At 71.6% G+C, this 25,096-nt stretch carries 17 protein-coding genes; 10 read left to right on the plus strand and 7 right to left on the minus strand.

Translation table 11 applies throughout. From position 1 onward, the window contains the following. Nucleotides 1–20 precede the first annotated feature (20 nt). Complete coding sequence (lon, locus tag OG395_RS21210) at nucleotides 21–2,441, minus strand: endopeptidase La (RefSeq protein ID WP_327244368.1); 2,421 nt, start codon at nucleotides 2,439–2,441, stop codon at nucleotides 21–23. A 40-nt stretch (nucleotides 2,442–2,481) separates the two neighbouring features. Here lon and OG395_RS21215 point away from each other — a divergent pair, with 40 nt between their 5' ends. Continuing rightward, entirely contained in the window at nucleotides 2,482–3,099 is a 618-nt protein-coding gene (locus tag OG395_RS21215; protein WP_327244369.1) for a hypothetical protein, read from the plus strand. On the opposite strand, the gene OG395_RS21220 is transcribed toward OG395_RS21215, so the two are convergent. Beyond that, complete coding sequence (locus tag OG395_RS21220) at nucleotides 3,026–3,841, minus strand: rhomboid-like protein (RefSeq protein ID WP_327244370.1); 816 nt, start codon at nucleotides 3,839–3,841, stop codon at nucleotides 3,026–3,028. The two genes, OG395_RS21215 and OG395_RS21220, sit on opposite strands and share 74 nt — an antisense overlap. Before the next feature lie 152 nt (nucleotides 3,842–3,993). Here OG395_RS21220 and OG395_RS21225 point away from each other — a divergent pair, with 152 nt between their 5' ends. The 9 genes from OG395_RS21225 to OG395_RS21265 all read left to right on the plus strand — a co-directional run bounded on the left by OG395_RS21225 (nucleotide 3,994) and on the right by OG395_RS21265 (nucleotide 15,181). Next, on the plus strand, nucleotides 3,994–4,593 hold the full coding sequence (locus OG395_RS21225; protein ID WP_442818584.1) for an RNA polymerase sigma factor: 600 nt from the start codon (nucleotides 3,994–3,996) through the stop codon (nucleotides 4,591–4,593). Beyond that, on the plus strand, nucleotides 4,590–5,534 hold the full coding sequence (locus OG395_RS21230; protein WP_327244372.1) for a hypothetical protein: 945 nt from the start codon (nucleotides 4,590–4,592) through the stop codon (nucleotides 5,532–5,534). Before OG395_RS21225 ends, OG395_RS21230 begins: the two co-directional genes overlap by 4 nt. Before the next feature lie 10 nt (nucleotides 5,535–5,544). Continuing rightward, nucleotides 5,545–6,348 carry an ABC transporter ATP-binding protein gene (locus OG395_RS21235; RefSeq protein ID WP_327244373.1) on the plus strand — a complete coding sequence of 268 codons (804 nt, stop codon included), beginning with the start codon at nucleotides 5,545–5,547 and terminating at the stop codon, nucleotides 6,346–6,348. Next, nucleotides 6,345–7,658 carry a hypothetical protein gene (locus tag OG395_RS21240; RefSeq protein WP_327244374.1) on the plus strand — a complete coding sequence of 438 codons (1,314 nt, stop codon included), beginning with the start codon at nucleotides 6,345–6,347 and terminating at the stop codon, nucleotides 7,656–7,658. The genes OG395_RS21235 and OG395_RS21240 overlap by 4 nt, the downstream gene beginning before the upstream one ends. Next, nucleotides 7,655–8,263 carry a hypothetical protein gene (locus OG395_RS21245; RefSeq protein WP_327244375.1) on the plus strand — a complete coding sequence of 203 codons (609 nt, stop codon included), beginning with the start codon at nucleotides 7,655–7,657 and terminating at the stop codon, nucleotides 8,261–8,263. Before OG395_RS21240 ends, OG395_RS21245 begins: the two co-directional genes overlap by 4 nt. 113 nt (nucleotides 8,264–8,376) lie before the next feature. Continuing rightward, nucleotides 8,377–9,069, plus strand: coding sequence for a spermidine synthase (locus OG395_RS21250; protein WP_327244376.1), 693 nt, complete (start codon nucleotides 8,377–8,379; stop codon nucleotides 9,067–9,069). Nucleotides 9,070–9,304: 235 nt separating this feature from the next. Then, the gene (locus OG395_RS21255; RefSeq protein ID WP_266981553.1) at nucleotides 9,305–10,042 is read left to right on the plus strand and encodes a response regulator transcription factor; all 738 of its coding nucleotides are present in this window, start codon (nucleotides 9,305–9,307) and stop codon (nucleotides 10,040–10,042) included. Continuing rightward, complete coding sequence (locus OG395_RS21260) at nucleotides 10,039–11,115, plus strand: HAMP domain-containing sensor histidine kinase (RefSeq protein WP_327244377.1); 1,077 nt, start codon at nucleotides 10,039–10,041, stop codon at nucleotides 11,113–11,115. The genes OG395_RS21255 and OG395_RS21260 overlap by 4 nt, the downstream gene beginning before the upstream one ends. Nucleotides 11,116–11,374: 259 nt before the next feature. Further along, complete coding sequence (locus OG395_RS21265; protein WP_327244378.1) at nucleotides 11,375–15,181, plus strand: multifunctional oxoglutarate decarboxylase/oxoglutarate dehydrogenase thiamine pyrophosphate-binding subunit/dihydrolipoyllysine-residue succinyltransferase subunit; 3,807 nt, start codon at nucleotides 11,375–11,377, stop codon at nucleotides 15,179–15,181. Nucleotides 15,182–15,270: 89 nt separating this feature from the next. Here the strand turns inward: OG395_RS21265 and fxsT are convergent, their stop codons facing one another. From fxsT to OG395_RS21290, 5 genes are all read right to left on the minus strand, one after another. After that, complete coding sequence (gene fxsT / locus OG395_RS21270) at nucleotides 15,271–18,267, minus strand: FxSxx-COOH system tetratricopeptide repeat protein (RefSeq protein WP_327244379.1); 2,997 nt, start codon at nucleotides 18,265–18,267, stop codon at nucleotides 15,271–15,273. Nucleotides 18,268–18,369: 102 nt separating this feature from the next. After that, entirely contained in the window at nucleotides 18,370–19,776 is a 1,407-nt protein-coding gene (locus tag OG395_RS21275; RefSeq protein ID WP_327244380.1) for an aKG-HExxH-type peptide beta-hydroxylase, read from the minus strand. Then, nucleotides 19,773–20,996: an FxsB family cyclophane-forming radical SAM/SPASM peptide maturase gene (locus OG395_RS21280; RefSeq protein WP_442818585.1), complete on the minus strand. Its 1,224-nt coding sequence runs from the start codon at nucleotides 20,994–20,996 to the stop codon at nucleotides 19,773–19,775. The genes OG395_RS21275 and OG395_RS21280 overlap by 4 nt, the downstream gene beginning before the upstream one ends. 219 nt (nucleotides 20,997–21,215) lie before the next feature. Further along, a complete protein-coding gene (gene fxsA / locus OG395_RS21285) occupies nucleotides 21,216–21,428 on the minus strand; it encodes an FxSxx-COOH cyclophane-containing RiPP peptide (RefSeq protein ID WP_327244382.1) in 213 nt (70 codons plus the stop codon). A gap of 219 nt (nucleotides 21,429–21,647) precedes the next feature. Then, complete coding sequence (locus tag OG395_RS21290) at nucleotides 21,648–25,091, minus strand: SAV_2336 N-terminal domain-related protein (RefSeq protein WP_327244383.1); 3,444 nt, start codon at nucleotides 25,089–25,091, stop codon at nucleotides 21,648–21,650. Nucleotides 25,092–25,096 lie beyond the last annotated feature (5 nt).

Raw genomic sequence — 25,096 nt, forward strand, 5'->3', positions numbered from 1 at the left:
CGCCCGTCACGCCATGGCGCTCACGCCGCGGCCGGGATCCTCTCCTCCGCCCCGGCCGTGACCGGGGCGAGGGCGATCTCCAGCACCTGTCGGACATCCGTCACCGGGTGGACCTCCAGCTTCTCCAGGACCTCGGCCGGGACGTCGTCCAGATCGGCCTCGTTCCGCTTGGGGATCACCACGGTGGTGATACCGGCCCGGTGGGCGGCCAGCAGCTTCTGCTTCAGCCCGCCGATCGGCAGCACCCGTCCCGTCAGCGACACCTCGCCGGTCATCGCCACATCCGTGCGGACCAGCCGTCCGGAGAGCAGCGAGGCCAGCGCCGTCGTCATCGTGATACCGGCACTCGGACCGTCCTTGGGCACCGCGCCCGCCGGGAAGTGGATGTGCGCTCCCCGGTCCTTGAGGTCGGCGACGGGCAGTTCCAGCTCGGCGCCGTGCGAGCGCAGGAAGCTCAGCGCGATCTGCGCGGACTCCTTCATGACGTCGCCGAGCTGACCGGTGAGGGTCAGTCCGGCCGCGCCGGTCTCCGGGTCGGCCAGCGACGCCTCGACGAACAGCACGTCACCACCGGCGCCGGTCACCGCGAGTCCGGTCGCCACGCCCGGCACCGCGGTGCGGCGCTCGGCCGGGTCCTGGGCGGACTCGGGAACGTGGTGCGGCCGTCCGACGAGACCCCGCAGGTCCTCGTCGGTGACGGTGAACGGGAGCTCCCGATCGCCCAGTTCGTGCTGGGCCGCGACCTTGCGGAGCAGCCGGGCGACGGCCCGCTCCAGATTGCGTACGCCCGCCTCACGGGTGTACTCGCCGGCCAGCTTGCGCAGCGCCGACTCGTCGAGCGTCACCTCACCCTTCTCCAGACCGGCACGCTCCAGCTGGCGCGGGAGCAGGTGGTCGCGGGCGATGACGACCTTCTCGTCCTCGGTGTAGCCGTCGAGCCTGACCAGCTCCATGCGGTCGAGCAGCGCCTCCGGAATGGCTTCCAGGACGTTGGCGGTGGCCAGGAAGACGACGTCGCTGAGGTCGAGTTCGACCTCCAGGTAGTGGTCGCGGAAGGTGTGGTTCTGGGCCGGGTCGAGCACTTCGAGGAGCGCCGCGGCCGGGTCGCCGCGGAAGTCGGAGCCGACCTTGTCGATCTCATCGAGCAGGACGACCGGGTTCATGGAACCGGCCTCCTTGATGGCGCGGACGATGCGTCCGGGGAGCGCACCGACGTACGTACGCCGGTGGCCTCGGATCTCCGCCTCGTCCCGCACACCGCCGAGCGCGACGCGGACGAACTTGCGGCCCATGGCGTGCGCGACGCTCTCACCGAGGGACGTCTTGCCGACGCCGGGCGGTCCGACGAGGGCCAGCACCGCACCGCCCCGACGCCCGCCCACGACCCCGAGGCCGCGTGCGGCACGGCGCTTGCGCACCGCGAGGTACTCGGTGATCCGCTCCTTCACGTCCTCCAGGCCCGCGTGCTCGGCGTCGAGGATCTCCTTGGCGGCGCGGATGTCGTACGCGTCCTCGGTCCGTTCGGTCCACGGCAGTTCGAGGACGGTGTCCAGCCAGGTTCGGATCCAGGAGCCCTCGGGGCTCTGGTCGGACGAGCGCTCCAGCTTGTCGACCTCCTTGAGCGCGGCCTCACGGACGTGCTCGGGAAGATCGGCGGACTCGACGCGCGCCCGGTAGTCGTCGGACTCGTCCTCCGCGTCGCCGTTGAGCTCGGACAGCTCCTTGCGTACGGCTTCCAGCTGGCGCCGCAGCAGGAACTCGCGCTGCTGCTTGTCGACGCCCTCCTGGACGTCCTTGGCGATCGACTCGGCGACGTCCTGTTCGGCGAGGTGTTCGCCGAGCCACTGGATGGCGAGCTTCAGCCGGGCGACCGCGTCGGCGGTCTCCAGGAGCTGCACCTTCTGACCGGTGGTGAGGAACGGTGAGTAGCCCGAGTTGTCGGCGAGTGCGGAGATGTCGTCGATCTGCTGGACCCGGTCCACGACCTGCCAGGCGCCGCGCTTCTTCAGCCAGCTGGTGGCGAGGGCCTTGTACTCCTTGACCAGCTCGGCGGCGGCGCCGGGGAGCGGATCGGGAGCCGAGACGTCCACGCGGGTCCCCTCGACCCAGAGCGCGGCCCCGGGTCCGGTGGTTCCGGCACCGATCCTCACACGGTCACGGCCGCGGATGAGGGCGCCCGGGTCCCCGTCGGAGAGCCGACCGACCTGCTCGACGGTACCGAGTACACCGGTCCCGGTGTAGGTCCCGTCGATCCGTGGCACCAGCAGCACCTCGGGCTTGCCACCACCCGGACGGGCGGCGGCCTGGGCAGCCTCGACGGCGGCCCGGACATCGGTGTCGGACAGGTCCAGAGGAACCACCATTCCGGGCAGCACGACCTCGTCGTCGAGCGGCAGCACAGGCAAGGTGAGCGGAGTGACCGCGTTGGACTCAGTAGCCATGATCTCCCCTTCGGCAGTCAACTTGAGCTATGCAGACTCAATGCTCCTGAGCGACTGTATGTTCCCGGGGCTGTGTTCGCTCTCAGCGATCTTCTTCCACCGGCCCGTCACCTGCGAAAAACCACTCGGCAGCCGCGGACTGTCCGACGACGGGACGATCCGACGTGAAGGCTCGCTGAGCCGCCTGCCGGCGGAGTTCACCCCCGTGGTCGAAGCGGCCCGCACCCGGATCGCCGACGCGTTCGACGCCACGCAACTGCACAGCGCCCACGTCTACGGCAGCATTCCGCGCGGCACGGCCATTCCCGGTGCCTCCGATCTGTGCCTGTCGCTCCCCCCGCCGACGCCGGTGGACCGCCGCGGCCACCACGGACGCCGAACGCAGAAACCTCGGCCGCGGGGCCGCCCGACGCATCGTCCGGTCGGGGTTCACCCTGGTCATGCCGCGCTGGGGCGGCTGGACCAGCGATCTCCAGGAGCGCGCCGAGATCTTCGGCCGGACTACCCGGAGCGGACCGAGCAGATGCCTACCGCCGCGGCCACCGGTCGCACCCCCTCGGCGGACCCGGCCGTTCTCGGCCTGCTCACCGACGATCTGGCGCCTTGGCCGGCTGCCGAGTACGTCGCGGTCCACGGCGAGAAGGCACCGCGCCCATGACCGCACCGACCAGACCCTCGCGCCGGTGCAGGAGTGGCCAGCAGGCCACCCCGAGCAGCAGGGCGAGCGGATGCCCCCAGCCGGTGAGCGGATCGGTGAACACGAGCAGATCGTGCGCCAGCATCACCCCGACGCCGCCCAGCACCAGGGCGCGGACCAGTGGGGTGAGCAGTCCGGCGAGCGCGCCGACGCTCGCCATCAGACCGAAGCTGATGCCGTAGTCGAGCCGGTGCAGCGAGGTCTCCGGCAGATGGCCGGCCACCACGGAGATCCCGACCGGGATCTCCGTGGCGAGCGTCGCCACCACATGCCCGAGCAGGAAGACCCCGGCGGTGCGCCACCCGCCGATGCGCCGCTCCAGGGCGGTCAGGACGAGGGCGAAGCCGAGAGCGTACGGAGAGGTGAGCCCGCCCGCGATCCACAGGGCGCTGGCGACGAGAACGAGCAGCGGGGCCCGCGTGAGATGCGCGACATCGGTGCTCGATCCGCGCAGCACGGCGGAGACGGTGTCCGGATCGGCGTACGCGGTGAACAGGGACGTCGCGACGAGCACCAGCAGATAGCAGAAGGTGAACGGTGTCCCTGCGGGCGTCGGCAGCAACCTCCACAACCGGGACCGGGCGGGCGCGTCGAGCGGCGGTACGGGGGCCGCCGGTTCCGTACGCCGCGGCCCCGGGACGGCATCGAGCAGCGGGACCGTGTCACTTCGTACCTGTGCTGCCCCATGCGTACTCCGGTGCACCTTGCCGGACTCCCCTTTCTCACGCCCCCGGTTTTCTCACGCCCCCGGAGGACAACGCCCAACCCTCCGCGATCATGTCCACACCGTCTATGGCGCATGCCACACGGTGAACCGGCGAGGGGCCACGGCCCGATAGAGGGGGTGTGAGGCTGATGCGCCCCTCGGGGGAGAACCGGACCGATGACGACGACGCGCTGCTGCGCGCCGTCGCACAGGGGGATGCGGCGGCCCTCGCCGCACTCTACGACCGGCATGCCGGCTGGTTGTTCACCCGGCTGAGCCGCCGGTGCGCGGACCCGGAGACGGTAAGGGAAGTACTGCAGGACACGTTCGTCACCGCGTGGCGGTCCGCCGGTGCGCACCGCGGCGGGCAGGTGGGCGGCTGGCTGTGGGTGATCGCCTCACGCCGCCTGGTCGACGCCCGGCGCGCCGAGGCCCGCACCGAACGCGCCACCCGGGCCGAGCAGACCGGGGGCACCGACTGGTCCGCCGTCGCCCCGTCCGCGGAGGAACGGGTGCTGGCCGGTCTGGAGTACGCGGACGTGGGCGCGGCACTGGACCGGATCTCGCCCGAACTGCGGGAGGTCCTGCGCGCGACGGTCATCGACGGCTTGACGACCCGCGAGACCGCACAGCTCCTCGGCATACCCGAGGGCACGGTCAAGACCCGGGCGATGCGCGCCAGACGCGAACTGCGCGCAGCCCTGGACCGGCTGACGCCGGGCGGCGAACCGCTGGGAGGCATGGCATGACGGGCTGGCATGTGGGCGAGGAGCTGGCGCGGCGGTACGCGTCCGGCACGGCGGCGGAGACCGACGCCTGGTCCCTGGAGAAGCACATCGAGGTGTGCGGGGGGTGCGCGACGCGGGTGTCGGCGGCGGTATGCGGGCAGGGGGCCGCGGCGGCAGTGGTCGACGACGTGCGGGCGGCGGTGCTCGCCGTGGCGGCGGGCGGGACGGAGGCGGTCCGCGGATCGGCCGCGGTGCGGGGACCCACTCGGGCCCCGGCATCCGTGCCCCCGTCCGCACCCCGCCACCACCGTGTTCCCCTCCTCTCCCCCGTTCTCCGGGCCGCCGGACCCGCGCTGCGTGGTCCCTGGTTGGTGGCCGTGCTGCTGGTGGCGGCCGCGGCCGTCGCCCTCGTGTACGGCGCCCGGAGCGGGACCGGGGCGGGGAGCAATCTCCCGGCCCGTCCGCTGCTGCTCCTGATCGCGCCGGTGCTGCCGCTCGCCGGGGTCGGCGTCTCGTACGGGCGGCACGCGGATCCGGTGTACGAACTCGCCGCCTCCACCCCGTCCGGGGGGCTGCGGCTCCTGCTGATCAGGACGGCCGCGGTCCTCGGCGTGAGCGTCCCGCTGCTGACCGCGGCGGGAGCGGTACTGCCCGCTTCGGCGGGTGCGCCCGGTGCGGTCGCCTGGTTGGTGCCGGCCGTCGCCATGACTCTGGCCGCGCTGGCGCTGGGTTCGTACACCGGGTGCCGTACCGGCGCCTCGTCGGTCACCGCGGCCTGGGCCCTTGCCGTCGTCGTGCCGTCCGCCGGGGCGCCGGCCCTGGACCCGGACGCCCTGGCCGACGGGGCGGCCCGGTACTTCGCCGGGCCCTTCGCGCAGAGCGGCTGGGCGGCGGGGGCGCTGCTGTGCGCCGCGCTGCTGACCGTACGCCGTCGTTCCTTCGACCACCTGGAGAAGCTGTGAGCGTGAACGCATGAGCACCGTGACAGTCCGAAACACCCGTACCGTCCGCGTCAGCGGGCTGACGGTCCGCCACCGCAGGAGGACCGCGCTGGACGCCGTCGACCTCGATTTCGCTCCCGGGGTCCATGGCCTGCTGGGGCCGAACGGGGCGGGCAAGACCTCTCTGATCCGGGTCCTCGCGACCGTCGCCGCACCTTCCGGGGGCAGGGTCGAGCTGCTGGGCAGCGAGGTCGGCGCGGTGACGGACCACCGCAGCCGCTCGGCCGTCCGGCGTCGTCTCGGCTATCTGCCCCAGGAATTCGGCTACTACCCGGGCTTCACCGTCCGCGAGTTCGTCAGCTATGTCGCCTGGCTCAAGGAGATGCCCGCCGCGCAGGTCCCGGAGGCGGTCGAACGGGCCGTGGCACGGGTCGGGCTGATCGACAGGATCGATGCGAAGGTGAAGACCCTGTCGGGCGGCATGGTGCGGCGCGTCGGCATCGCGCAGGCGATCGTCAACGATCCGGACCTCCTGCTGCTGGACGAGCCGACCGCCGGCCTCGACCCGGAGCAGCGTGTCGAGTTCCGGGCGCTGCTGCGTGAGCTGGGCGAGACGTCCACGGTGATCGTCTCCACGCACCTCGTCGAGGACGTCGCAGCGGCCTGCACCGAGGTGACGCTCGTCGAGGCGGGCCGGATCGCCTACCGCGGAACCACCGCCGAACTCACCGCGATCGGCAGCAACGGGGCGGACCACAGCCTCGGCGACAACTCGATCGAGCGGGGCTACACCGCCGCGCTGCGCGCTCACCGTGCGGCGGTGGCGGGCCGATGACCGGCACCCTGACCCGCATCCGGGACGCGGGCACCGCAGCCTCCCGTACGCCGTTGCGCACCGAGCTGCGGCGCGGCATCCCGTCGTGGACCGGCGCGGCCGTCGCGCTCACCCTCCTCGTCACCCTGGGCGCGAGGGCGGACCAGTGGCAGGGTGACTGGGGCGAGACCCAGTCGCTGCTGCGCTCCTCGAACGCGCTGCTCTGCGGTCCGCTCACGGCGGCGGCCGCCTGCTGGCAGGGCGGCCGCGAACGCCGCGCCCGCACCACCGAGCTGCTGTCCGCCGTCCCCCGCAGCCGACTGCGCCGGGCCGTGACGGCGGCGGCGCCCGTCGCCCTGTGGGCAGCGGTGGGGTATCTCGTGGCGCTGGCGGTGCTGGTGGTCGCGAACCTGCCGTACGCGACCGGCCGCGGCCCGTCCCTCTCCCTCGCCGTCTCCGACAGCTCCCTGCTGGCGTCGATCGCACTGGTCGGCTTCGTCGTCGGGCGGCTGTCGCCGTGGCGGCTGACCGCACCGGTCCTGGCGGTCTGCACGTACGTCGGGCTGGGCGTCCCCTCCTATCTGGAGTCGGAGTTCCGCTTTCTGGGCCCGGGCGAGCAGGTCGAACTGGATGTAACCGTCCCGGTGTGGTGGTTCGCCCCGGTCATGGTGGCCTGGCTGGGCGGTCTCGCCCTCACCGTGCTGCTCGGGTACGCGGCACGGCGCCGGGTGCTCGCTGTCGTACCGCTCGTCGTGGCTGTCGCCGCCGGGTCTCTCATCGTCCGGACCGGCGAGGAGCTGTGGCGGGACGACCCCACGGTGGCCCGCCGGATCTGCACGGAGGGCGTACCGCAGATCTGTGTGAACGGGCATGACGGCCCGATGCTGACGCAGGTGTCGGACGCCCTGAGCGGCATGCTCTCCCGGCTGGACGGGGTCCCGAACGCACCGACCCGGTACGTGGAGAACGGCGCACGCCCCGACGGCGGCGAAGTACCACTGGCGCGCCTGACGCGCGGCTGGGACGTCGTGCGCAACAAGCTGCTCGATCCCCGTGCGTACGCGCAGGACGCCGCCGCCGACCTGATGAGGCGGGACTGCCCGTCGGAGGGGACCGGAAAAGAGAGCGAGGAATACCGGCGCGTGCACCGCACCGACTCCGCGGTACAGGAGTGGCTGGTTCCCTTGAACGACCCCGCCGCCCAGAACCCGCAGGTCAAGGGCCCCCTGGGCCGTCTCGAAGCCATGCCGGACACCGGCCGCAGGGCCTGGCTCGGCCGCTACCTGGCTTCCCGGGAGAGCTGCGACCCGGCGGAGGTGCCGACCCTGTGAACGGAACCGCGCAGGGACCGCTCCTCTACATCCGCTCGCGCGCCCTCCCCCTCACCACCGCCGCCCTGGCCGGCATCGTGCTCATCGCCGCCTGGGCCGCGGACTGGCTGCAGGACCATTTCGACCACACCGGGCGCGTCCCGGTCCTGGTGCTCGCCCCGCTGCTCGCCTCCGCTGCGATCTCCACCGGCATGCACGCGCACACCGCCGAGCTGGACCGGACCGCCGTACGCCCCTGGTGGCCGCGCCGGCTGCTGCATCTGCTCGCACTGACCGTGCTCGCGACCGGGGCACTCGCGCTGTCGGTCCCGGGGCATCCGGAGGCGTTCGGCGCGCCGGGGATGGTGCGCAACATGCTCGGGGCGACCGGGGTGGCGGCCGGGTCGGCAGCGCTGATCGGTGCCCGGCTGAGCTGGCTGCCGATGACGGTCTACGGCGGCGCGGTCTACCTGGCGGCGCCCCGCACCCCGGGTGGCGCGGCCGCCGTCTGGGCCTGGCCGATGCAGCCGGGGCCGCAGGGGGCGGCGTGGGCGGTGGCAGTGGCGGCGTACGTGGCAGGCGGGGCGCTCCTCGTGGTGCGCGGCGCACGGCCGGAGCCCGTGTGACCACGCCTTTCGCCTCTCCGCGCCCCGCACCGATCCGGCAATTCGCTGGTCCCGGCCGCGCGGCCGGGCGAGGATGGCAGGGACTCACCCGCCCTCTACCGGAGACCGAGGACATGCCCACCGCCGACCGCCGCACCGCCCACAGCCCCGTCACGCTCGACCGCCGCGAAGGACCGTACGGGGAGGTCGTCCTGCGGGAGCGGGGTGACGACTTCGAGATCATCGCCAACGGCTGCTTCCTGATGGACACCGCGGACGGTCGCTCCGAGCGGCTGCTGATCGACGCTGCGCTTGCCGCACTGCCCGCCGGGCGGCCGGACCCGGCGGTGCTGATCGGCGGTCTCGGGGTCGGCTTCTCCCTCTCCCACGCCGCAGCCGAACCGCGCTGGGGGCGGATCGCGGTCGTCGAGCGGGAGCAGGCGATCATCGACTGGCACCGGGGTGGCCCGCTGGCCCGGATCACCGGTGCCGCGCTCGCCGATCCGCGGACCGAGATCCTGGCGACGGATCTGGTTGCGTACCTCCGCACGACTACGGACCGTTACGACGCACTGTGCCTGGACATCGACAACGGACCGGACTGGACCGTCACCGACGACAACACCAGCCTGTACTCGCCGGCCGGGCTCGCCGACTGCCGGGAGCGGCTGAATCCGGGCGGGGTACTCGCGGTCTGGTCCGCGCAGCCGTCCGCCGACTTCGAACAGGCCTTGCGGAATGCCGGATTCAGCGGGGTAAGGACGGAAGAGGTGCATGTTGCCCGAGGTGTGCCCGACGTGGTTCATCTCGCACTTCGGAGCGCCTGAGGTCCCCCCACCGGGTATGCGCGGACCCCGGACGCCCGGGGCCAAGCGCCACAAGGCAGACACTCCGCCTCCTCCTCGCGCCCAACCCGTTCCCGTGCCGTTACACCCTGCGTAGCCGGGAGCCGTCCGGTGGCTTTACGCTGCTGAGCGGCAAACGGGATCACCCACGAAATTCACAAGCGAAGACCGTGCGTCCGGGGGAATGGCCCCCGCGAGAACGGGCAGGGGCGGGGCGATGGAACAGACACACACCACCCACAACGGTGTCGCGGCCACCCCGGGCGCGCAGCGCCGGGTGCTGGTGGTCGAGGACGACGCGACGATCGTCGATGCCATCTCCGCCCGCCTGCGGGCCGAGGGCTTCCTGGTGCAGACCGCGCTCGACGGCCCCGCGGCCGTCGACGCGGCCGAGTCCTGGCAGCCCGATCTGATGGTGCTCGACATCATGCTGCCGGGCTTCGACGGTCTGGAGGTGTGCCGCCGGGTGCAGGCCACACGGCCGGTGCCCGTGCTGATGCTGACCGCCCGGGACGACGAGACCGACATGCTGGTCGGCCTCGGCGTCGGCGCGGACGACTACATGACCAAGCCGTTCTCGATGCGCGAACTGGCGGCCCGGGTGCATGTCCTGCTGCGCCGGGTGGAGCGTGCAGCACTGGCCGCGGTGACGCCGCGCAGCGGCATCCTGCGCCTCGGCGAGCTGGAGATCGACCACGCGCAGCGCCGGGTGCGGGTGCGTGCCGAGGACGTCCACCTCACGCCGACCGAGTTCGATCTGCTGGTCTGCCTGGCCGGCACACCGCGTGCGGTGCTCTCCCGGGAGCAGTTGCTCGCGGAGGTCTGGGACTGGGCGGACGCCTCCGGCACCCGCACCGTCGACAGCCACATCAAGGCGCTGCGCCGGAAGATCGGCGCGGAGCGCATCCGTACCGTGCACGGTGTGGGTTACGCCCTGGAGACCCCGGCGCCATGACCCGGCCCGGCTCCCGACTGCGTCCTTTCTCGGTCAAGGCCAAGCTGGGCACGCTCGTCGTGGTCTCGGTGTTCATCACGACCGGGCTTCTGATGGTGGCGGTGCGTACCAGGACCGAGCTGCGGTTCATCACCGTGTTCTCGGTGATCGCGACGCTGCTGATCACGCAGTTCGTGGCGCACGGTCTGACGGCGCCACTGGACGAGATGACGAAGGTCGCCCGGTCGATCTCGCACGGCGACTACACCAGACGGGTGAGGGGCGCCGACCGGCGTGACGAGCTCGGCGACCTGGCACAGACGATCAATCTCATGGCGGACGATCTGGAGGCCGTGGACCGGCACCGCAAGGAGCTGGTGGCCAACGTCTCGCACGAGCTGCGGACGCCGATCGCGGCGCTGAGAGCAGTGCTGGAGAACGTCGTGGACGGGGTCTCCGCGGCCGATCCGGAGACGATGCGCACGGCGCTCAAACAGACGGAGCGGCTCGGCGGGCTGGTGGAGACGCTCCTGGACCTCTCCCGGCTGGACCACGGGGTGGTCACCCTGAAGGCCCGGCGCTTCGAGGTGTGGCCGTATCTCTCGGGCGTGCTGAAGGAAGCGAACCTGGCCGCCTCGCACCGCCGGCTGTCCTCCGGCTCCGGGAACCACAGCCGCAAGGACGTACATCTGCATCTGGATGTGTCGCCGCCCGAGCTGACCGCGCACGCGGACGCGGAGCGGCTCCACCAGGTGGTGGCCAATCTGATCGACAACGCTGTCAAGCACAGCCCGCCGCATGGCCGGGTCACGGTACGGGCGCGGCGCGGCGCGCAGCCGGAGTCGCTGGATCTGGAGGTCCTGGACGAGGGTCCGGGCATCCCCGAGTCCGAGCGGCACCGGGTCTTCGAGCGCTTCAACCGTGGCGAGGCGCCTTCCCCGCACGGTCCGGGCAGCGACGGCGGTACGGGGCTGGGGCTCGCGATCGCCCGCTGGGCGGTGGATCTGCACGGCGGCCGCATCGGAGTGGCTGAATCAGCTCGCGGCTGCCGGATCCAAGTCACTCTTCCAGGGATCCCTCAACCACGCAGTTGACATAGGGTTCGAACCGGAAGGGCACGTTCTACGTGTCGTCCCACGAGGGGATACGGTCCACGTGGCCGTAGCCACGGCCTCGCGTACCCGGACTGAAGCGAAACCAGGCTTGTTTCCCGCCATTTCCTGCGCCGAAACCCGCTCTTTGATGTGACTTGCACGACGAAGACCGGCCCGGTCTGCATGGAACGGTCAAGGAGGCGTAGCCTTGATTTCCGCTGTCCATCACCTTGTGAAGCGGAAGAGGGCGGTTGCCGCCGTGTCGTCTCAGTCCCCCAGTAACTCAAGCATCTCGACCGACCAAGCCAGCCCGGGCACGAGCCCGGCTGCGGCTTTCGGCCCCAATGAGTGGCTCGTCGACGAGATCTACCAGCAGTACCTCCAGGATCCCAATTCGGTCGATCGCGCCTGGTGGGACTTCTTCGCCGACTACAAGCCGGGTACGTCCGGCACGGCGGACAAGCCCGTTCCCGGCGCCGCAGCCGCGGGGGCTGCGGTGGCCCCGGCCGCCACCGCACCGGCCCAGACCGCGCCTGCCGCTCCGGCGCAGATCCCGGCCGCCGCCCCGGCGAAGCCCGTGGCTGCCGCTCCGGCCGCTGCCCCGGTGGCCCCGGCCGCGCCCGCCGCTCCGGCCGCGCCCGCCGTTCCGGCCGCGAAGGCCGCCGCGCCCGCCAAGGCGGCCCCGGCCACTACCGCCGAGGGCCCCGAGTACGTGACGCTGCGCGGCCCGTCCGCCGCCGTGGCGAAGAACATGAACGCCTCCCTGGAACTGCCGACGGCCACGTCCGTCCGCGCCGTTCCGGTGAAGCTGCTCTTCGACAACCGCATCGTCATCAACAACCACCTCAAGCGTGCCCGCGGCGGGAAGATCTCCTTCACGCACCTCATCGGGTACGCGATGGTGCAGGCCCTCAAGGCCATGCCGTCGATGAACCACTCCTTCGCGGAGAAGGACGGCAAGCCGACCCTGGTCAAGCCGGAGCACGTCAACCTCGGTCTGGCCATCGACCTGGTAAAGCCGAGCGGCGACCGCCAGCTGGTCGTCGCGGCCATCAAGAAGGCCGAGACGCTCAACTTCTTCGAGTTCTGGCAGGCGTACGAGGACATCGTCCGCCGCGCCCGCATCGGCAAGCTCGGCATGGACGACTTCACCGGAGTCACCGCCTCGCTGACCAACCCCGGCGGCATCGGCACCGTCCACTCGGTGCCCCGCCTGATGCCCGGACAGGGCCTCATCATGGGTGTCGGCGCGATGGACTATCCGGCGGAGTTCCAGGGCACCTCCCAGGACACGCTGAACAAGCTGGGCATCTCGAAGGTCATGACCCTGACCTCGACGTACGACCACCGCGTCATCCAGGGCGCCGCCTCCGGCGAGTTCCTGCGGATCGTGTCCCAGCTCCTGCTCGGCGAGAACGAGTTCTACGACGAGATCTTCAAGGCGCTGCGCATCCCCTACGAGCCGGTCCGCTGGCTCAAGGACATCGACGCCTCGCACGACGACGACGTCACCAAGGCCGCGCGGGTCTTCGAGCTGATCCACTCCTATCGGGTCCGCGGCCACGTCATGGCCGACACCGACCCGCTGGAGTACCGCCAGCGCAAGCACCCCGACCTGGACATCACCGAGCACGGCCTCACCCTGTGGGACCTGGAGCGGGACTTCGCGGTCGGCGGTTTCGCCGGCAAGACGATGATGAAGCTCCGCGACATCCTCGGTGTGCTGCGTGAGTCGTACTGCCGCACCACCGGCATCGAGTTCATGCACATCCAGGACCCGAAGCAGCGCAAGTGGCTCCAGGACCGGGTGGAGCGTCCGCGCCCCAAGCCGGAGCGCGAGGAGCAGCTGCGGATCCTGCGCCGCCTCAACGCCGCCGAGGCGTTCGAGACGTTCCTGCAGACCAAGTACGTCGGCCAGAAGCGGTTCTCGCTGGAGGGCGGCGAGTCCGTCATCCCGCTGCTCGACGCGGTCATCGACTCCGCCGCCGAGGCCCGCCTCGACGAGGTCGTCATCGGCATGGCCCACCGCGGCCGCCTGAACGTCCTGGCGAACATCGTCGGCAAGTCGTACGCGCAGATCTTCCGGGAGTTCGAGGGCAACCTCGACCCGCGGTCGATGCACGGCTCCGGCGACGTCAAGTACCACCTGGGCGCCGAGGGAACCTTCACCGGTCTGGACGGCGAGCAGATCAAGGTCTCGCTGGCCGCCAACCCCTCGCACCTGGAGGCGGTCGACCCGGTCCTCGAGGGCATCGCCCGCGCCAAGCAGGACATCATCAACAAGGGCGGCACGGACTTCACGGTCCTGCCCGTCGCGCTCCACGGCGACGCGGCCTTCGCGGGCCAGGGCGTCGTCGCCGAGACGCTCAACATGTCGCAGCTGCGCGGCTACCGCACCGGCGGCACGGTGCACGTGGTGATCAACAACCAGGTCGGCTTCACCGCCGCCCCGGAGTCCTCCCGCTCCTCGATGTACGCCACCGACGTGGCACGCATGATCGAGGCGCCGATCATCCACGTCAACGGTGACGACCCCGAGGCCGTCGTCCGTGTGGCCCGGCTGGCCTTCGAGTTCCGGCAGGCGTTCAACAAGGACGTCGTCATCGACCTCATCTGCTACCGCCGCCGCGGTCACAACGAGGGCGACAACCCGGAGTTCACCAACCCGCAGATGTACACCCTGATCGACAAGAAGCGCTCGGTGCGCAAGCTCTACACCGAGTCCCTCATCGGTCGCGGCGACATCACGCTGGAAGAGGCCGAGCAGGCGCTCCAGGACTTCCAGGGCCAGCTGGAGAAGGTCTTCGCGGAGGTTCGCGAAGCCACCTCGGCTCCGGCCCAGACCCATGTTCCGGAAGCGCAGCCCGAGTTCCCGGTCGCCGTCACCACCGCGGTCTCCGCGGAGGTCGTGAAGCGGATCGCCGAGTCCCAGGTCAACATCCCGGAGCGGATCACGGTCCACCCGCGCCTGATGCCGCAGATGCAGCGCCGTGCCGCCTCGGTGGAGAACGGCACGATCGACTGGGGCATGGGCGAGACCCTGGCCATCGGTTCGCTGCTGATGGAGGGCACCCCGGTCCGGCTCGCCGGCCAGGACACCCGCCGCGGCACCTTCGGCCAGCGTCACGCGGTCCTCGTCGACCAGGTGACCGGCGAGGACTACACCCCGCTGCTCTACCTCTCCGACGACCAGGCGCGCTACAACGTCTACGACTCGCTGCTCAGCGAGTACGCGGCGATGGGCTTCGAGTACGGCTACTCGCTGGCCCGCCCGGAGTCGCTGGTCATCTGGGAGGCGCAGTTCGGTGACTTCGTCAACGGCGCGCAGACCGTCGTCGACGAGTTCATCTCCTCGGCCGAGCAGAAGTGGGGCCAGACCTCGGGCGTCACGCTGCTCCTGCCGCACGGCTACGAGGGCCAGGGCCCGGACCACTCGTCCGCCCGCCCGGAGCGCTTCCTCCAGATGTGCGCGCAGAGCAACATGACGGTCGCCATGCCGACGCTCCCGTCGAACTACTTCCACCTCCTGCGGTGGCAGGTGCACAACCCGCACCACAAACCGCTGGTCGTCTTCACCCCGAAGTCGATGCTCCGCCTCAAGGCGGCGGCGTCCAAGGCGGAGGAGTTCACCACCGGCGGCTTCCGCCCGGTGATCGGCGACGACTCGGTCGACCCGAACGCGGTCCGCAAGGTCGTCTTCTGCGCCGGCAAGGTCTACTACGACCTTGATGCCGAGCGCGAGAAGCGCGGCATCAAGGACACGGCCATCATCAGGCTGGAGCGTCTGTACCCGCTGCCGGGTGCCGAACTGCAGGCCGAGATCGCCAAGTACCCGAACGCCGAGAAGTACCTCTGGGCCCAGGAGGAGCCGGCAAACCAGGGTGCCTGGCCGTTCATCGCCCTGAACCTGATCGACCACCTGGACCTGGCCGTCGGCGCCGACGTCCCGCACGGTGAGCGCCTGCGTCGCATCTCGCGGCCGCACAGCTCCTCCCCGGCGGTCGGCTCGGCCAAGCGCCACCAGGCCGAGCAGGCGCAGCTGGTCGCCGAGGTCTTCGAGGCCTGATCAGCGGCTGTACGTACGGAGGGCCCGGCCCCGCGATCAACTCGCGGGGCCGGGCCCTCCGGCGTGTCGCCGTTCCTTCGGTGACCGGATCAGATGATCTGCGGCTCAAAGTCCCAGAACGGGCGGTTGCGGGACCGCGCCGAAACCGTGTGGACGTGCTGCGCTCCCAGCATGGCGGCGAGGTCGCCCAACGCCTCGCTCTCGACCTTGTCGGCCCGTTGCCTCTCCCGCATGCCTCGCAGGTCCGCCGCGTGGGCGATCCGGGCGGAGAGCGTGAGCGGATGGGTCCGGCCGAGGGTCTCGATGGCCCGTGTGACGCAGGCGTCGGTCAGCGCGGCGGCTGATTCCGGGTCGCCGACCAGGTTGCGCAGTGCCGACGCGTTGATCGCGCAGCCCAGCGTCCATGGGTGGTTCTCGCCCACGGCCCGCGTCATCTGATCGAGTGCTTCTTCGGTGAGCAGGTGGGCGTGGTCCCGTTCGCCGACATTGCGCAGGATCAGGGCATGGTTGGCGCGGGTGCCGGCCACATACGGGTGGTCCTCGCCGAGCATCGTGGTGTATCCGTCGACGACGTACTCGCTTATGGTCCTGGCCTGGTCGACGTCGGCGTGCTCGCGCGCGAAGAAACTCTGGCTGGCCGCGAACATCAAGGTCAGCGGGTCGTCCTCACCCAGTACCCGCTCGCCGCGCTCGAGGATCCGGGTGAACGCCGGCGCGGCCTTGCCACGTTCGCCGTTGCGGTAGCGGCAGAGCGCAAGGTTGTGTTCGGCGAGCAGCGTCTGGGGGTTGTCGTCGCCGAGAACGATGCGGTGCACCCTGGCGCTCTGCGCCTGGAGCGATTCGGCCTCGCTGTAGCCGCCGAGCAGCCGGAGATCCGTGGCGTAGTTGATCTCGGAGAGGAGGGTCCAGCTGTGCCGGGGCCGCAACAGCTGCCGCCGTGCCTCCAGAGTGCGCCGGTTGAGCTCCCGTGACTCTTCGTACCGGCCGAGCAGTCGCAGTGAAATGGCCAGATTGTTCTGGGCGTTGACGGTGCGGGAGTCCTGGTCCCCGAGCAGCTCGCGGTAGGTCTCGAGGATCCAGCCGGACATCTCCAGCGCCTCCTCGTAGCGGCCGAGCCCCCGCAGGTCCGCAGCGAGGCCACTGGCGGCGCGCAGATGTTCGAGGTCCTGTCCCCCTCGCTCGGTGCGCAGATAGTCGACCACGGCGCGCTCCATGGCCTCGGTGCCCGCGTAGTCTCCGACGGCCCGCATCAGGTTGGCGTAGTTGTAGCTGAGGTCCCAGAGCCTGGGGTGGGTCTCGCCCAGCAGCTCGCGCCACGCCGTCATGGCGCGGCCGCCGAGCTTGATGCCCGCCCGGTACTCGCCCGAGAAGTACATGTAACGCAGGCAGTTGAGGACCAGGGTGTGCACCGCCGGGTCAGTGCTCTCCAGGACGCCGGCCCACTTCAGGTGAGGGGCGATCTCGGCGTACGCGGGCCATTGCGTGGCGTCGATGGGCCGTCCGGGGTCAGCGGCTGCGAGAGCCCGGCGGACGACGTCGATGAATTCCTCGCGGTCCCGCTCCGGCATGTCCTTGCCCACGATTTGGTGGACCATGCGGTGCAGATAGAGCGACTCCCCCGAGGACGAGACCTCCTCGTCCGCCGACTCGTGGGACTCCAGCCGGACCACGGAGTACTGCCGCAGCTGGCCGATCGCCCTGTTCCAGAGCAGCGGGTCGTTCATCAGGCCGGTGAGCTGTTCCGGCAGCTCACCGGGCGGCATCTCCTTCAGCAGCCGCACGGGAATGGAGCCCGGCGCGAAGAAGCTGCACAGCCGCAGCAGGTCGATGGACTCGGGGACGGTCTCCTTGAGCTTGTTCAGCAGTATTGACCAGGCGGTCTGGAAGGCGATCGGGAAGTCCTTGGAGACCTTGACAACGTCCTGGTCGATGCCGCCCTGGAGCAGATCGATGTACTCCTCGATCGACATGTCGGAGTCGTTGAGCCAGCCCGCTGTCTGGTCGAGCAGCAGCGGGAGGTCCTCCAGCGCCTCGGCCAGCTGAGCGGCCTCGGTGTGCGTCAGCCGTGGGGCCCGGCGGCGGATGAAGGCAACCGATTCGTCCCGGCTGTAGATCGGCACCTCGAGCAGGTTGCTGTTGTGCTCGCCCCACTCAGGGTTGCGTGAAGTGATCAGAACATGTCCCGGACCGGTCGGCACGAGGTCCCAGATCTGTTCGGGATCGTCGGCTCCGTCGAGCACGAGGAGCCAGTGGGAGTGCGGTTCGCCACGGCGCAGCGAGTCCCTGACCGCGCGGAGCCGTTCGCCGTACTCGGCGCCGGTGGGCAGGCCCAGTTCCGGGGCAAGTTCGGCCAGTTTCTGGCGGTAGAGGGCGCGGCGGTCGGCGGGCACCCACCACACGACGTCGTACTCGGAGCCGAACCGGTAGACGTACTCCGCAGCCAGCTGCGTTTTGCCGACGCCAGACATGCCGTGCAGCGTCACGACACCCGCGCCGGAACCTGCCTCCTGCAGTGCGTGGTACGCGTCGTTGAGCAGCCCCTCACGGCCGGTGAACCGGGTGTTGCGGCGCGGTACTCCGCCCCATACCTCGGGGGTGTCGGCCGGGAAGCGGGGGCCGGGCTTCGTTTCGGCGGGCTGCGACACCGGGGCGGCGGTCAGGTCGAGGCGGGCGAGCATGCGCCGCTCGGCCTCTTCCGCACCGACGTTGGTCAGGTCGGCCGCGGCGAAGACCGAGGTGGCGCCGGGCATGGCCGCGGCGGAGATGGAGACGGCTGCGAAGCGCTCGGCATCGGGGGCGACCACCTCTCGCAGGGCCGTGTTCCACTCGCTGTGACTGCGGGGGCCCAGTTGGAAGTACCAGTCGCTGAGGATGACGAGGATGCGGCCGGGGGCGAGCATCAGGTCCTGCAGCGCGTCCTCCAGCGGCGTCTTGACCGGGGGGTCCCAGCGCTGGAACACGACCCGCACACCACGCCGTTCGAGACGGTCCCCGATCCAGGCCGCCCAGGCCCGGTTGAAGCCGGCGAAACTGATGGTGACGGTGGACGCCCCCGTTGCTCCAACTTGCTTACGCGCTACGGGCATTCAACCGTCTCCCTGCATCGATATAAGCCCTATTAAAATACATCGGTGACCGGGTCGGACCTCACTTCTGAAGTCTGTTGCCGCTTGATCCACGGCACCCTGTCAGGCTCGTTGCGAATGGTTCCTCTGCTGCCATATCACCCTGGCCGTGGCCACGTACGCCCTCGCGCGAGCCACATGCCCCATTGGGGGCGGCCAATCCGCCAGACGGTGGTAGAGAGTGATCATTTCGTTGACGATCACGCGGCCTTCGGGGGTCAGGGCGCCGGATCCGGCGAGAACGGGCAGAACGGCGCCGACCTGCTCACGGCGGCGAGCGTGCTCGGACCACGCCAGATCCCGCTGGCTGAACGTGGCACGTTCCGCGCCGAGCGCGAACCGCTGCCAGTAGTCGGCGAGCGCGATGTGCGAATAGGCCCCTTGGAGCAGCCCGTCGAAGGGCCGCGGGTCGGGGCGCCAGGGTGCGAAGTGCCGGGGTGCGGCGTCCTCGTGGTGCAGGGGTAGGAGGGCGCTGAGCGCGGCCAGCTTGGTGTGCTGGAGCTCGTGCACGAGGGTCGAGGCGAAGTGGACAGCGTCTGTCGGCCTGCTGCTGAGGATGGCCCCGAACGCCTCGCGCCGGGTGCCGCTGCAGTGCGCCGCGCCCTCGCCGGAGGAGGCGGTCCCGGGTGGCGGGGCAAGTGGCACCAGGCAGCGCAGGAGGGCGGCCGCCTCGGCCGACCGGTGCTCGCCGCCGATCCGGAGCAGGTGCTCCACGCCCGACCAGGACGCGGCCCACGTCTTGCGCCCGTCGTCGTCGAGACGGGTCGTGCCACTCAGCCCATGGCGCTCGAGACCGCCGCCCGCGGCGCGGTACGGGTCGAGGTCGTCCAGCGGTACCGGGCTGCCGCCCGGCAGCAGGGCGGGCAGCGCGGGCACGGGCAGCCAGCGTGGGTCCAAGGAGCTCGCGACACCCGAGTCGACCCGTACGAAGACTTCAGCCGAACGCCCTTGGCTGAGCCTCACCTCCTCGCCGTCCGCCAAGAGATCGACCGAGCCCGGGCCCAGGTGGGCAGCGCCGAGCAGCGGCAGATGCAGCACCGCGCCGCGTGCGGTGAGCCGGGTCGCGAAGGGCAGCCCGGCGCGGATTGCGGCCGCGGCGGCCAGCGCCCCCAAGTGGCCGAGATCGGTCCGGAGTTCCGGGAGCGGTGGGCCGGCGGTGAGAGCGTTCAGGCAGCGCTCGGCCCAGGGGCCCACGAGCGGATAGAGCAGCACGGAGCGTGCGGCGGCGCGGTCGGTACGTTCGGCCGCCGCCAGCAGCGCCCAGTCCTCGTGGAGCCGGTCGAGCAGGTCCGGTGGGCAGACGGTCACGGAGGCGGCCGCCGCCGCGTCGAGCAGGGCGCGAAGCAGGACGAGGCGGCGGGTGTCCTGGTCGCGGACGAGTAGTTCCAGGGCCTCGGCATCGCCTTCGGTGCGGCCGAGTTCGCGCAGCGCGCGAGGGGGGAGAGCGCGAGGGGGGAGAGCGGTACTCATGGGGGGTCTCCTGCAGTCGCTTCGGCCAGCCGGGCCGCTACATGGCGGACCAGCCGGTCGAGGTCGGCGCAGTAGACGGAGGGGTTGGCGAAGCCGTGTCCTGCGCGGTAGCGGTGGGCGTAGTGGCCGCCGCCGCAGACGGTGAGCAGCGGGCACGAACGGCAGACGGCGGCGAGCGCATCGGCGCCGGCCTGGCGGGCGGCGACGCCGGGGTGCCGCAGAGCGGCGTCGAAGGTGTGGTGGAAGACGTCGAGTCCGGTGGCCGTGGCCCCGTCATAGGCGGACTTGAGGGAGTCGATCTGCTCGATCGAGCCGTCGGTCTCGACCACGACGGCATTGACCGGGTCGAGTCCGAGCGATTCGGTGGCGGCGGGCAGGCCGAGCAGCAGGGCGAGGCACTCCTCGAAGAGCCGGACCTTGGTCTCCCGTCGCCCGGCCGGCCACCAGCGGTCGAAAACGGTGCACAGCCAGTCGCCGTAGGGGGTGGGACGTCCGATTCCGCCGGGGTGCGCGGAGTGCGCCGGGTGCGTGGTGGGCAGGCCGGGCGGTGGGGCCGTCCAATTGCCGTGCGGCAGCAACAGATCCAGGGCCGGTGGGCGCAGGGCGAGCAGCGACTCGTACATCTCGACCGGGTCGGTCCGCGGGTCGACGACGGTGAGGATGCCCGCGTACGCCTCGGGATGCCGGTCGGCGAGCAACCGGGCGCCGCGCGACGCCATCGCCCAGGAGGGGCGTCCCGCATGGTCGGTGCGCAGGGTGTTGTGGGCGGGCAGACCGCCGTCCAGGCTGATACCGACGCTGATGCGGTGGCGGGCCAATGTGGCGATACGCGCGTCGTTGAGCAGAGTGGCGTTGGTCTGGACAGTGACGCGTACGGTGCAGTCGGCCGGAGCCAGGTCACGCACCCGGTCGGCGAATCCGGCCAACAGGTCGGCGCCCGCGAGAAGGGGTTCGCCGCCGTGCAGCACGAGGGCGACCTCCCGCAGCCGGTGAGCCGCTGCATGTTCGCCGATGCGCGAGGCGGTGTGCTCCAGGACTGCGGGTGGGGCGGCGGACGGGCGGTCGCGCCAGGACCGGTCGGGGCCCTCGTACAGATAGCAGTAGCGGCAGGCCAGATTGCAGCGGCCGTGCACCTTGACGATGAACTGTCCGAAAGGGACGGGGGTGTGGCTCACAGGGCCGGTGTGCCACGGCACGCGAGGGGTCGCCTGTTGGGACAACCTGGCACCCCCTGTTGCACGGACCCTTGGGACAACTCCTGCATACGGCCGCGTCGACGGCCCTCGGTGGCGGCCCGAAGCGAGTATGCCTGGCCCTCCGGGAGGGCAAACCCGGCCGGGCTGCGACGTCCGGTTCGGCGGAGTCCGGGGCCGAAACCGTGCGGGTCGGCTCGGCTCCGGAAACGATTCGGCGGCCGATCCGGATGACTCAGCGGTCGTTCACAACGCGCTGGTGAATCCCCACAGCATCTCCCGCGGCTGGTTCGCCCGGCCCCGCAGATCCGCGACCACGGCCGCGAGGACCGGATGGTCCAGCGTCCGCAGGGTTTCCAGGTCGAGCTCCAGCAGATCCGGCAGTTCCGGCAGTTCACCGCCCGGCCCGCCGTCGACTGCCGATCGGCTCGGCTCGTACACCTCACGCGACTCGCCCATCACGCCTCCCCGTTCCCGTTGTCCTTGCAGCGGGCTCGTGGTCGCGCACTCGTCGTTGAGCGCCCACCGCCGAACTCGCGTCCCTGCCCCACGTACGTACCGCTGCCTCGCACCCCGCGCCCGGACCGGACGCCCAGGGCCGGACCTCCTGCACCGGGCGCCCCGGTCCAGGCAGCCCGGCGCACCCCGTCCGCCCGCCGAGCGCACTCCGTCGTGCGCTCATCGCTCCAGCTCGGCCAGCCGCTCGGCGGTCGACTCGCCCGCCGCGCCGCCGCCGTTCGGCAGTTTGCGCCATTCGAGGCCGGCCGCCCGGTACGCCTCGCGCGCGGCCCGGGGACGCCCCGCCTTCTCATACGTCATACCCCGCCAGTGGTTGGCCATAGCACCCAACTCCACTGCCTCTTGCCGCTGTTGTGGACTCTCCAGCTCCGCTTCCGCTGTGCGGGCGGATTCGGCCGCGTCCCGGAACGCCTCGGCCGCGTCGTCGAGCCTGGCCGGCCGCTGCAGCACCCGCGAGGCATCGAGATGGGACCGGCCCAGCGCCAGCCAGCAGCGCGCCGCGGTCAGCGGATCGCGGGCCTCCTGCGCGGCGAGACCGAAGAGGTGCTCGGCCTCCCGCAGATCGACCCGGTCCTCGGTGGCCCGGTGCCGCAGCATCAGGGCCCGGCCGAGCATCAGCAGCCGCTCGGCCTGGCGCGCGCTGCCGGACGGCGTCTCCGTACGGCAGTCGCGCAGCACCCGCACCGCCGCGCCGATGTACTCGCGCCCGTCCGGCAGTTCGGCACGCCGCAACAGGGTTCCGCCCCATTCGGCGAGCAGATCCGCATGGGCCTGGGAGTCGCGCGGGACGCCGCGGGAGGCGCGGGCGAACCACTCGGCGGCCCCCACGAGTTCGTCCGGTGCGTCCAGCTGCTCGTAGCGGGTGACCCTGACCCGGCCCGCCCTGGTCTGGAGCGCGGCGCGCTGACGCTGTTCCCTCACGGTCACCAGCGCCTGGTCGATCAGGGTCGCCGCCTCGTCGGGTTCGCCGCCCGAGGCCAGCAGGGCGTCCACCAGGTCCAGCAGGATCCGTACCTCCGTGCCCAGGGTGTGCCGCCCGCCGCCCGCCCCGAACGCGGTGCGCAGCGAGCGGGCCGCCTGCCCCGCGTACACCCGTGCCTGTTCGGGGTCGACGGTCGCCCCGGCCAGTTTGAGCAGGGCCCGGCCATGCGCCAGTGGCAGCGCGGCCGGACGGTTCTCCTGGTCGGGCCAGACGTCGGCGAACGCCTCCAGCATTCCTGCCGCGGCCTGCAGCAGGGCGCTGTCGCCGCCGAGGCGCCACTGCGCCTCCAGGGCGCGTACCCGCTCCAGGGTGAGCCGAAGCGCCTCGCCCGGGTCGAGGCCGGGGGCCGCGCAGGCGACCGTGTACTCGCGGTCGGCGCGTCGGAGCAGGGCCAGTGCGCCGCGCCGGTCGCCGCGCCTGCGCCGGTCGTCGGCCGCGGCGTGCAGCACCTTGGCCAGCACCGCCCGTTCGCGTACCGCCCCGGGATGCGCGGCGGCCCGTTCCGCCGCGTTCTCGGCCTCGCGCAGAAGACCGTCGCCGCCCTGGACCTCCCACAGCCTCAGCACGCAGCGGGCGTACTCGGCCCACAGCTCGGGGTCGGCGCCCGGGTACCGCTCGCGCTCGGTCGCGCCCCGGAGCAGCTGCACGGCGTCGATCAGGTACTGCACCATGCTGTCCGAGTCGAACTGGCGCAGGAGTGCTCGGGCGCTCTCCACCGCCGTGTGTGTCGTCCGGCCGGGGGCATCGCGACCGCCCCGGTCGCCGTAGAGCGCGAACTGCTCGGGCAGGGGCATGAAGCGCTCCAGTACCCGCGCCGCGACCTCGGCGAAGGGATGGGGAACGCGCGACCCGCCGCTTCCGTCGCTCTCCCCGTTCTCGTCGCCCTCGTCGTTCTCCGCGATGCCGCCGCTCTGCGTGCGGCGGCCGAGGTCGGTGGCGTACGAGGGGGCGCGCCGGCCGTCCCCGAGCTGGGCGAACGCCAGCGCCGGGAAGTTCGGACCGCCCTTGCCGAACCGCTGCTCTATGTACTCCGAGCAGTGCTTGAGCACGAGCAGCGCCTCATCCCGTCCGAGCGGTCCGAGCAGCGCCTCCTGGACGCCGGGCACGAACTCGTACCACTGCCCGTCGCCCGCTCCGTCGCCCTTGCTCCGCGAGATCAGTCCGCTGAGCAGCACCTCGGCGAGTTCGGAGGGGCCGGAGTCGGGCAGCATCGTCCGCTGCACCAGCTGCATCACGGGCAGATAGAGCGGCGCCGCAGCGAGATAGACCGCGAGCTGCCCGGCGACCGGGGAGGCCGCCGAACGGAAGCGGCTGACCAGCTGGAGCGAGGACAGCCGGTCGCCGGGGCGCGGTGCGGGCGCGGCGGGCTGGTCGGCCCTGACCCAGCCGACCGCCCCGGAGATCCGGCCGGCGCCGGTGCCGGAGAGCAGTCGCGCCCAGGCGGCGAGCGCGCCCGCCACGGGCGGGAGTACGGGGACGGCGAGGGCGCCGGGACGTGCGGTGGGTGCCCCGCCCGCCTCTTCGGTGACCTTCAGGACCGCGGCACCGGAGAGCCCTTCGCCACGGGAGAGCTCTCCGTAGGTCACCGGCAGCCGGGTGCGGTTCCACATCCGCTGCGGCAGCGGCTGCAGTACGGCGGTGGGTGCCTGCCGGGCCAGCTGGTGGAGCAGCCGGTGGGCGCGCCCGCTGTGCCAGAGCGGTCCGGCGCAGTCGCTGACCAGGACGGTGACGCGGCGGCCGGTCGGATCACTGAGCCGGTCCGCGGAGTTCAGCGGGGCGGCGGCCGGATCGGGGCTGCGGCTGACCGCGCAGGACCCGTCCGGGCCACGGTGCAGATAGCGCACCTGGACATCCCGAAAAGCGCCCAACTGACTAAAGATCTGCTGGAGTTCGCTGAACATGCGGTCCCAGACACGCATCGACGAGGAGGCGTCCATGACGAACTGCAGCAGCGCGTCGGCGCGGGACACCCCGCGGAACACCGGGATGATCAACCCCCCTGCGCGGGCGCTCAGTTCGGCGGTGGCCGTCTCGTCCAGGGTGCGGCGCAGAGGTGGCGCGGCGGGGCGGTAGCGCTGCAGGGGACGTAAGGCTCGCTGGACTTCAAGAGGTGCGGGCAGGGCGGGAGCGGCGGGCACGCCGAGGGTGAGGGTGGCGGCGCTGCCGCGCCCATGGCTGTGCGGCCCGCCCCCCTCGCGCTGCCCGTCGCGGTCCGCGGCGAAGTCCCCGGGCGGTACCGGATACAGAGCTATCCGGCGGTCGGCGGCCGCGGGATCCCCCTGCTCCGCGGGCTCGTCGTCGTTCGGTGCGGCGTCCGTGCCACGGGGGCCCCCCGCCGCGGTGCGGGCGGACGGCGCGGTCGGTCCCGCGTCGGACAGCTCGGCGCGTGAGAACGGTACGGCGGGGCCGCCCTGCTCCTCGGCGCCTTCCGGCGTGTCGGCGCGACGGGTCCATCGGGCGAGCCAGAGTGCGTCGCAGAGCTGTTCCGCGTCGGGGTCGAGCCCGGCCTCGCGCAGCCGGGCGACGAGTGCGGGCAGCAGCCCTCCGTCGTACGGCTCGGGTTCCGCAGGACGCCCTCCCCCTGCTCCGTCCGGGCCGTGGCGTGCCGTGGCGTCGGGCATCAGCT

Origin of the sequence: Streptomyces sp. NBC_01320, from assembly GCF_035974375.1 — a bacterium.
GTDB classification, from domain to species: domain Bacteria; phylum Actinomycetota; class Actinomycetes; order Streptomycetales; family Streptomycetaceae; genus Streptomyces; species Streptomyces yanii.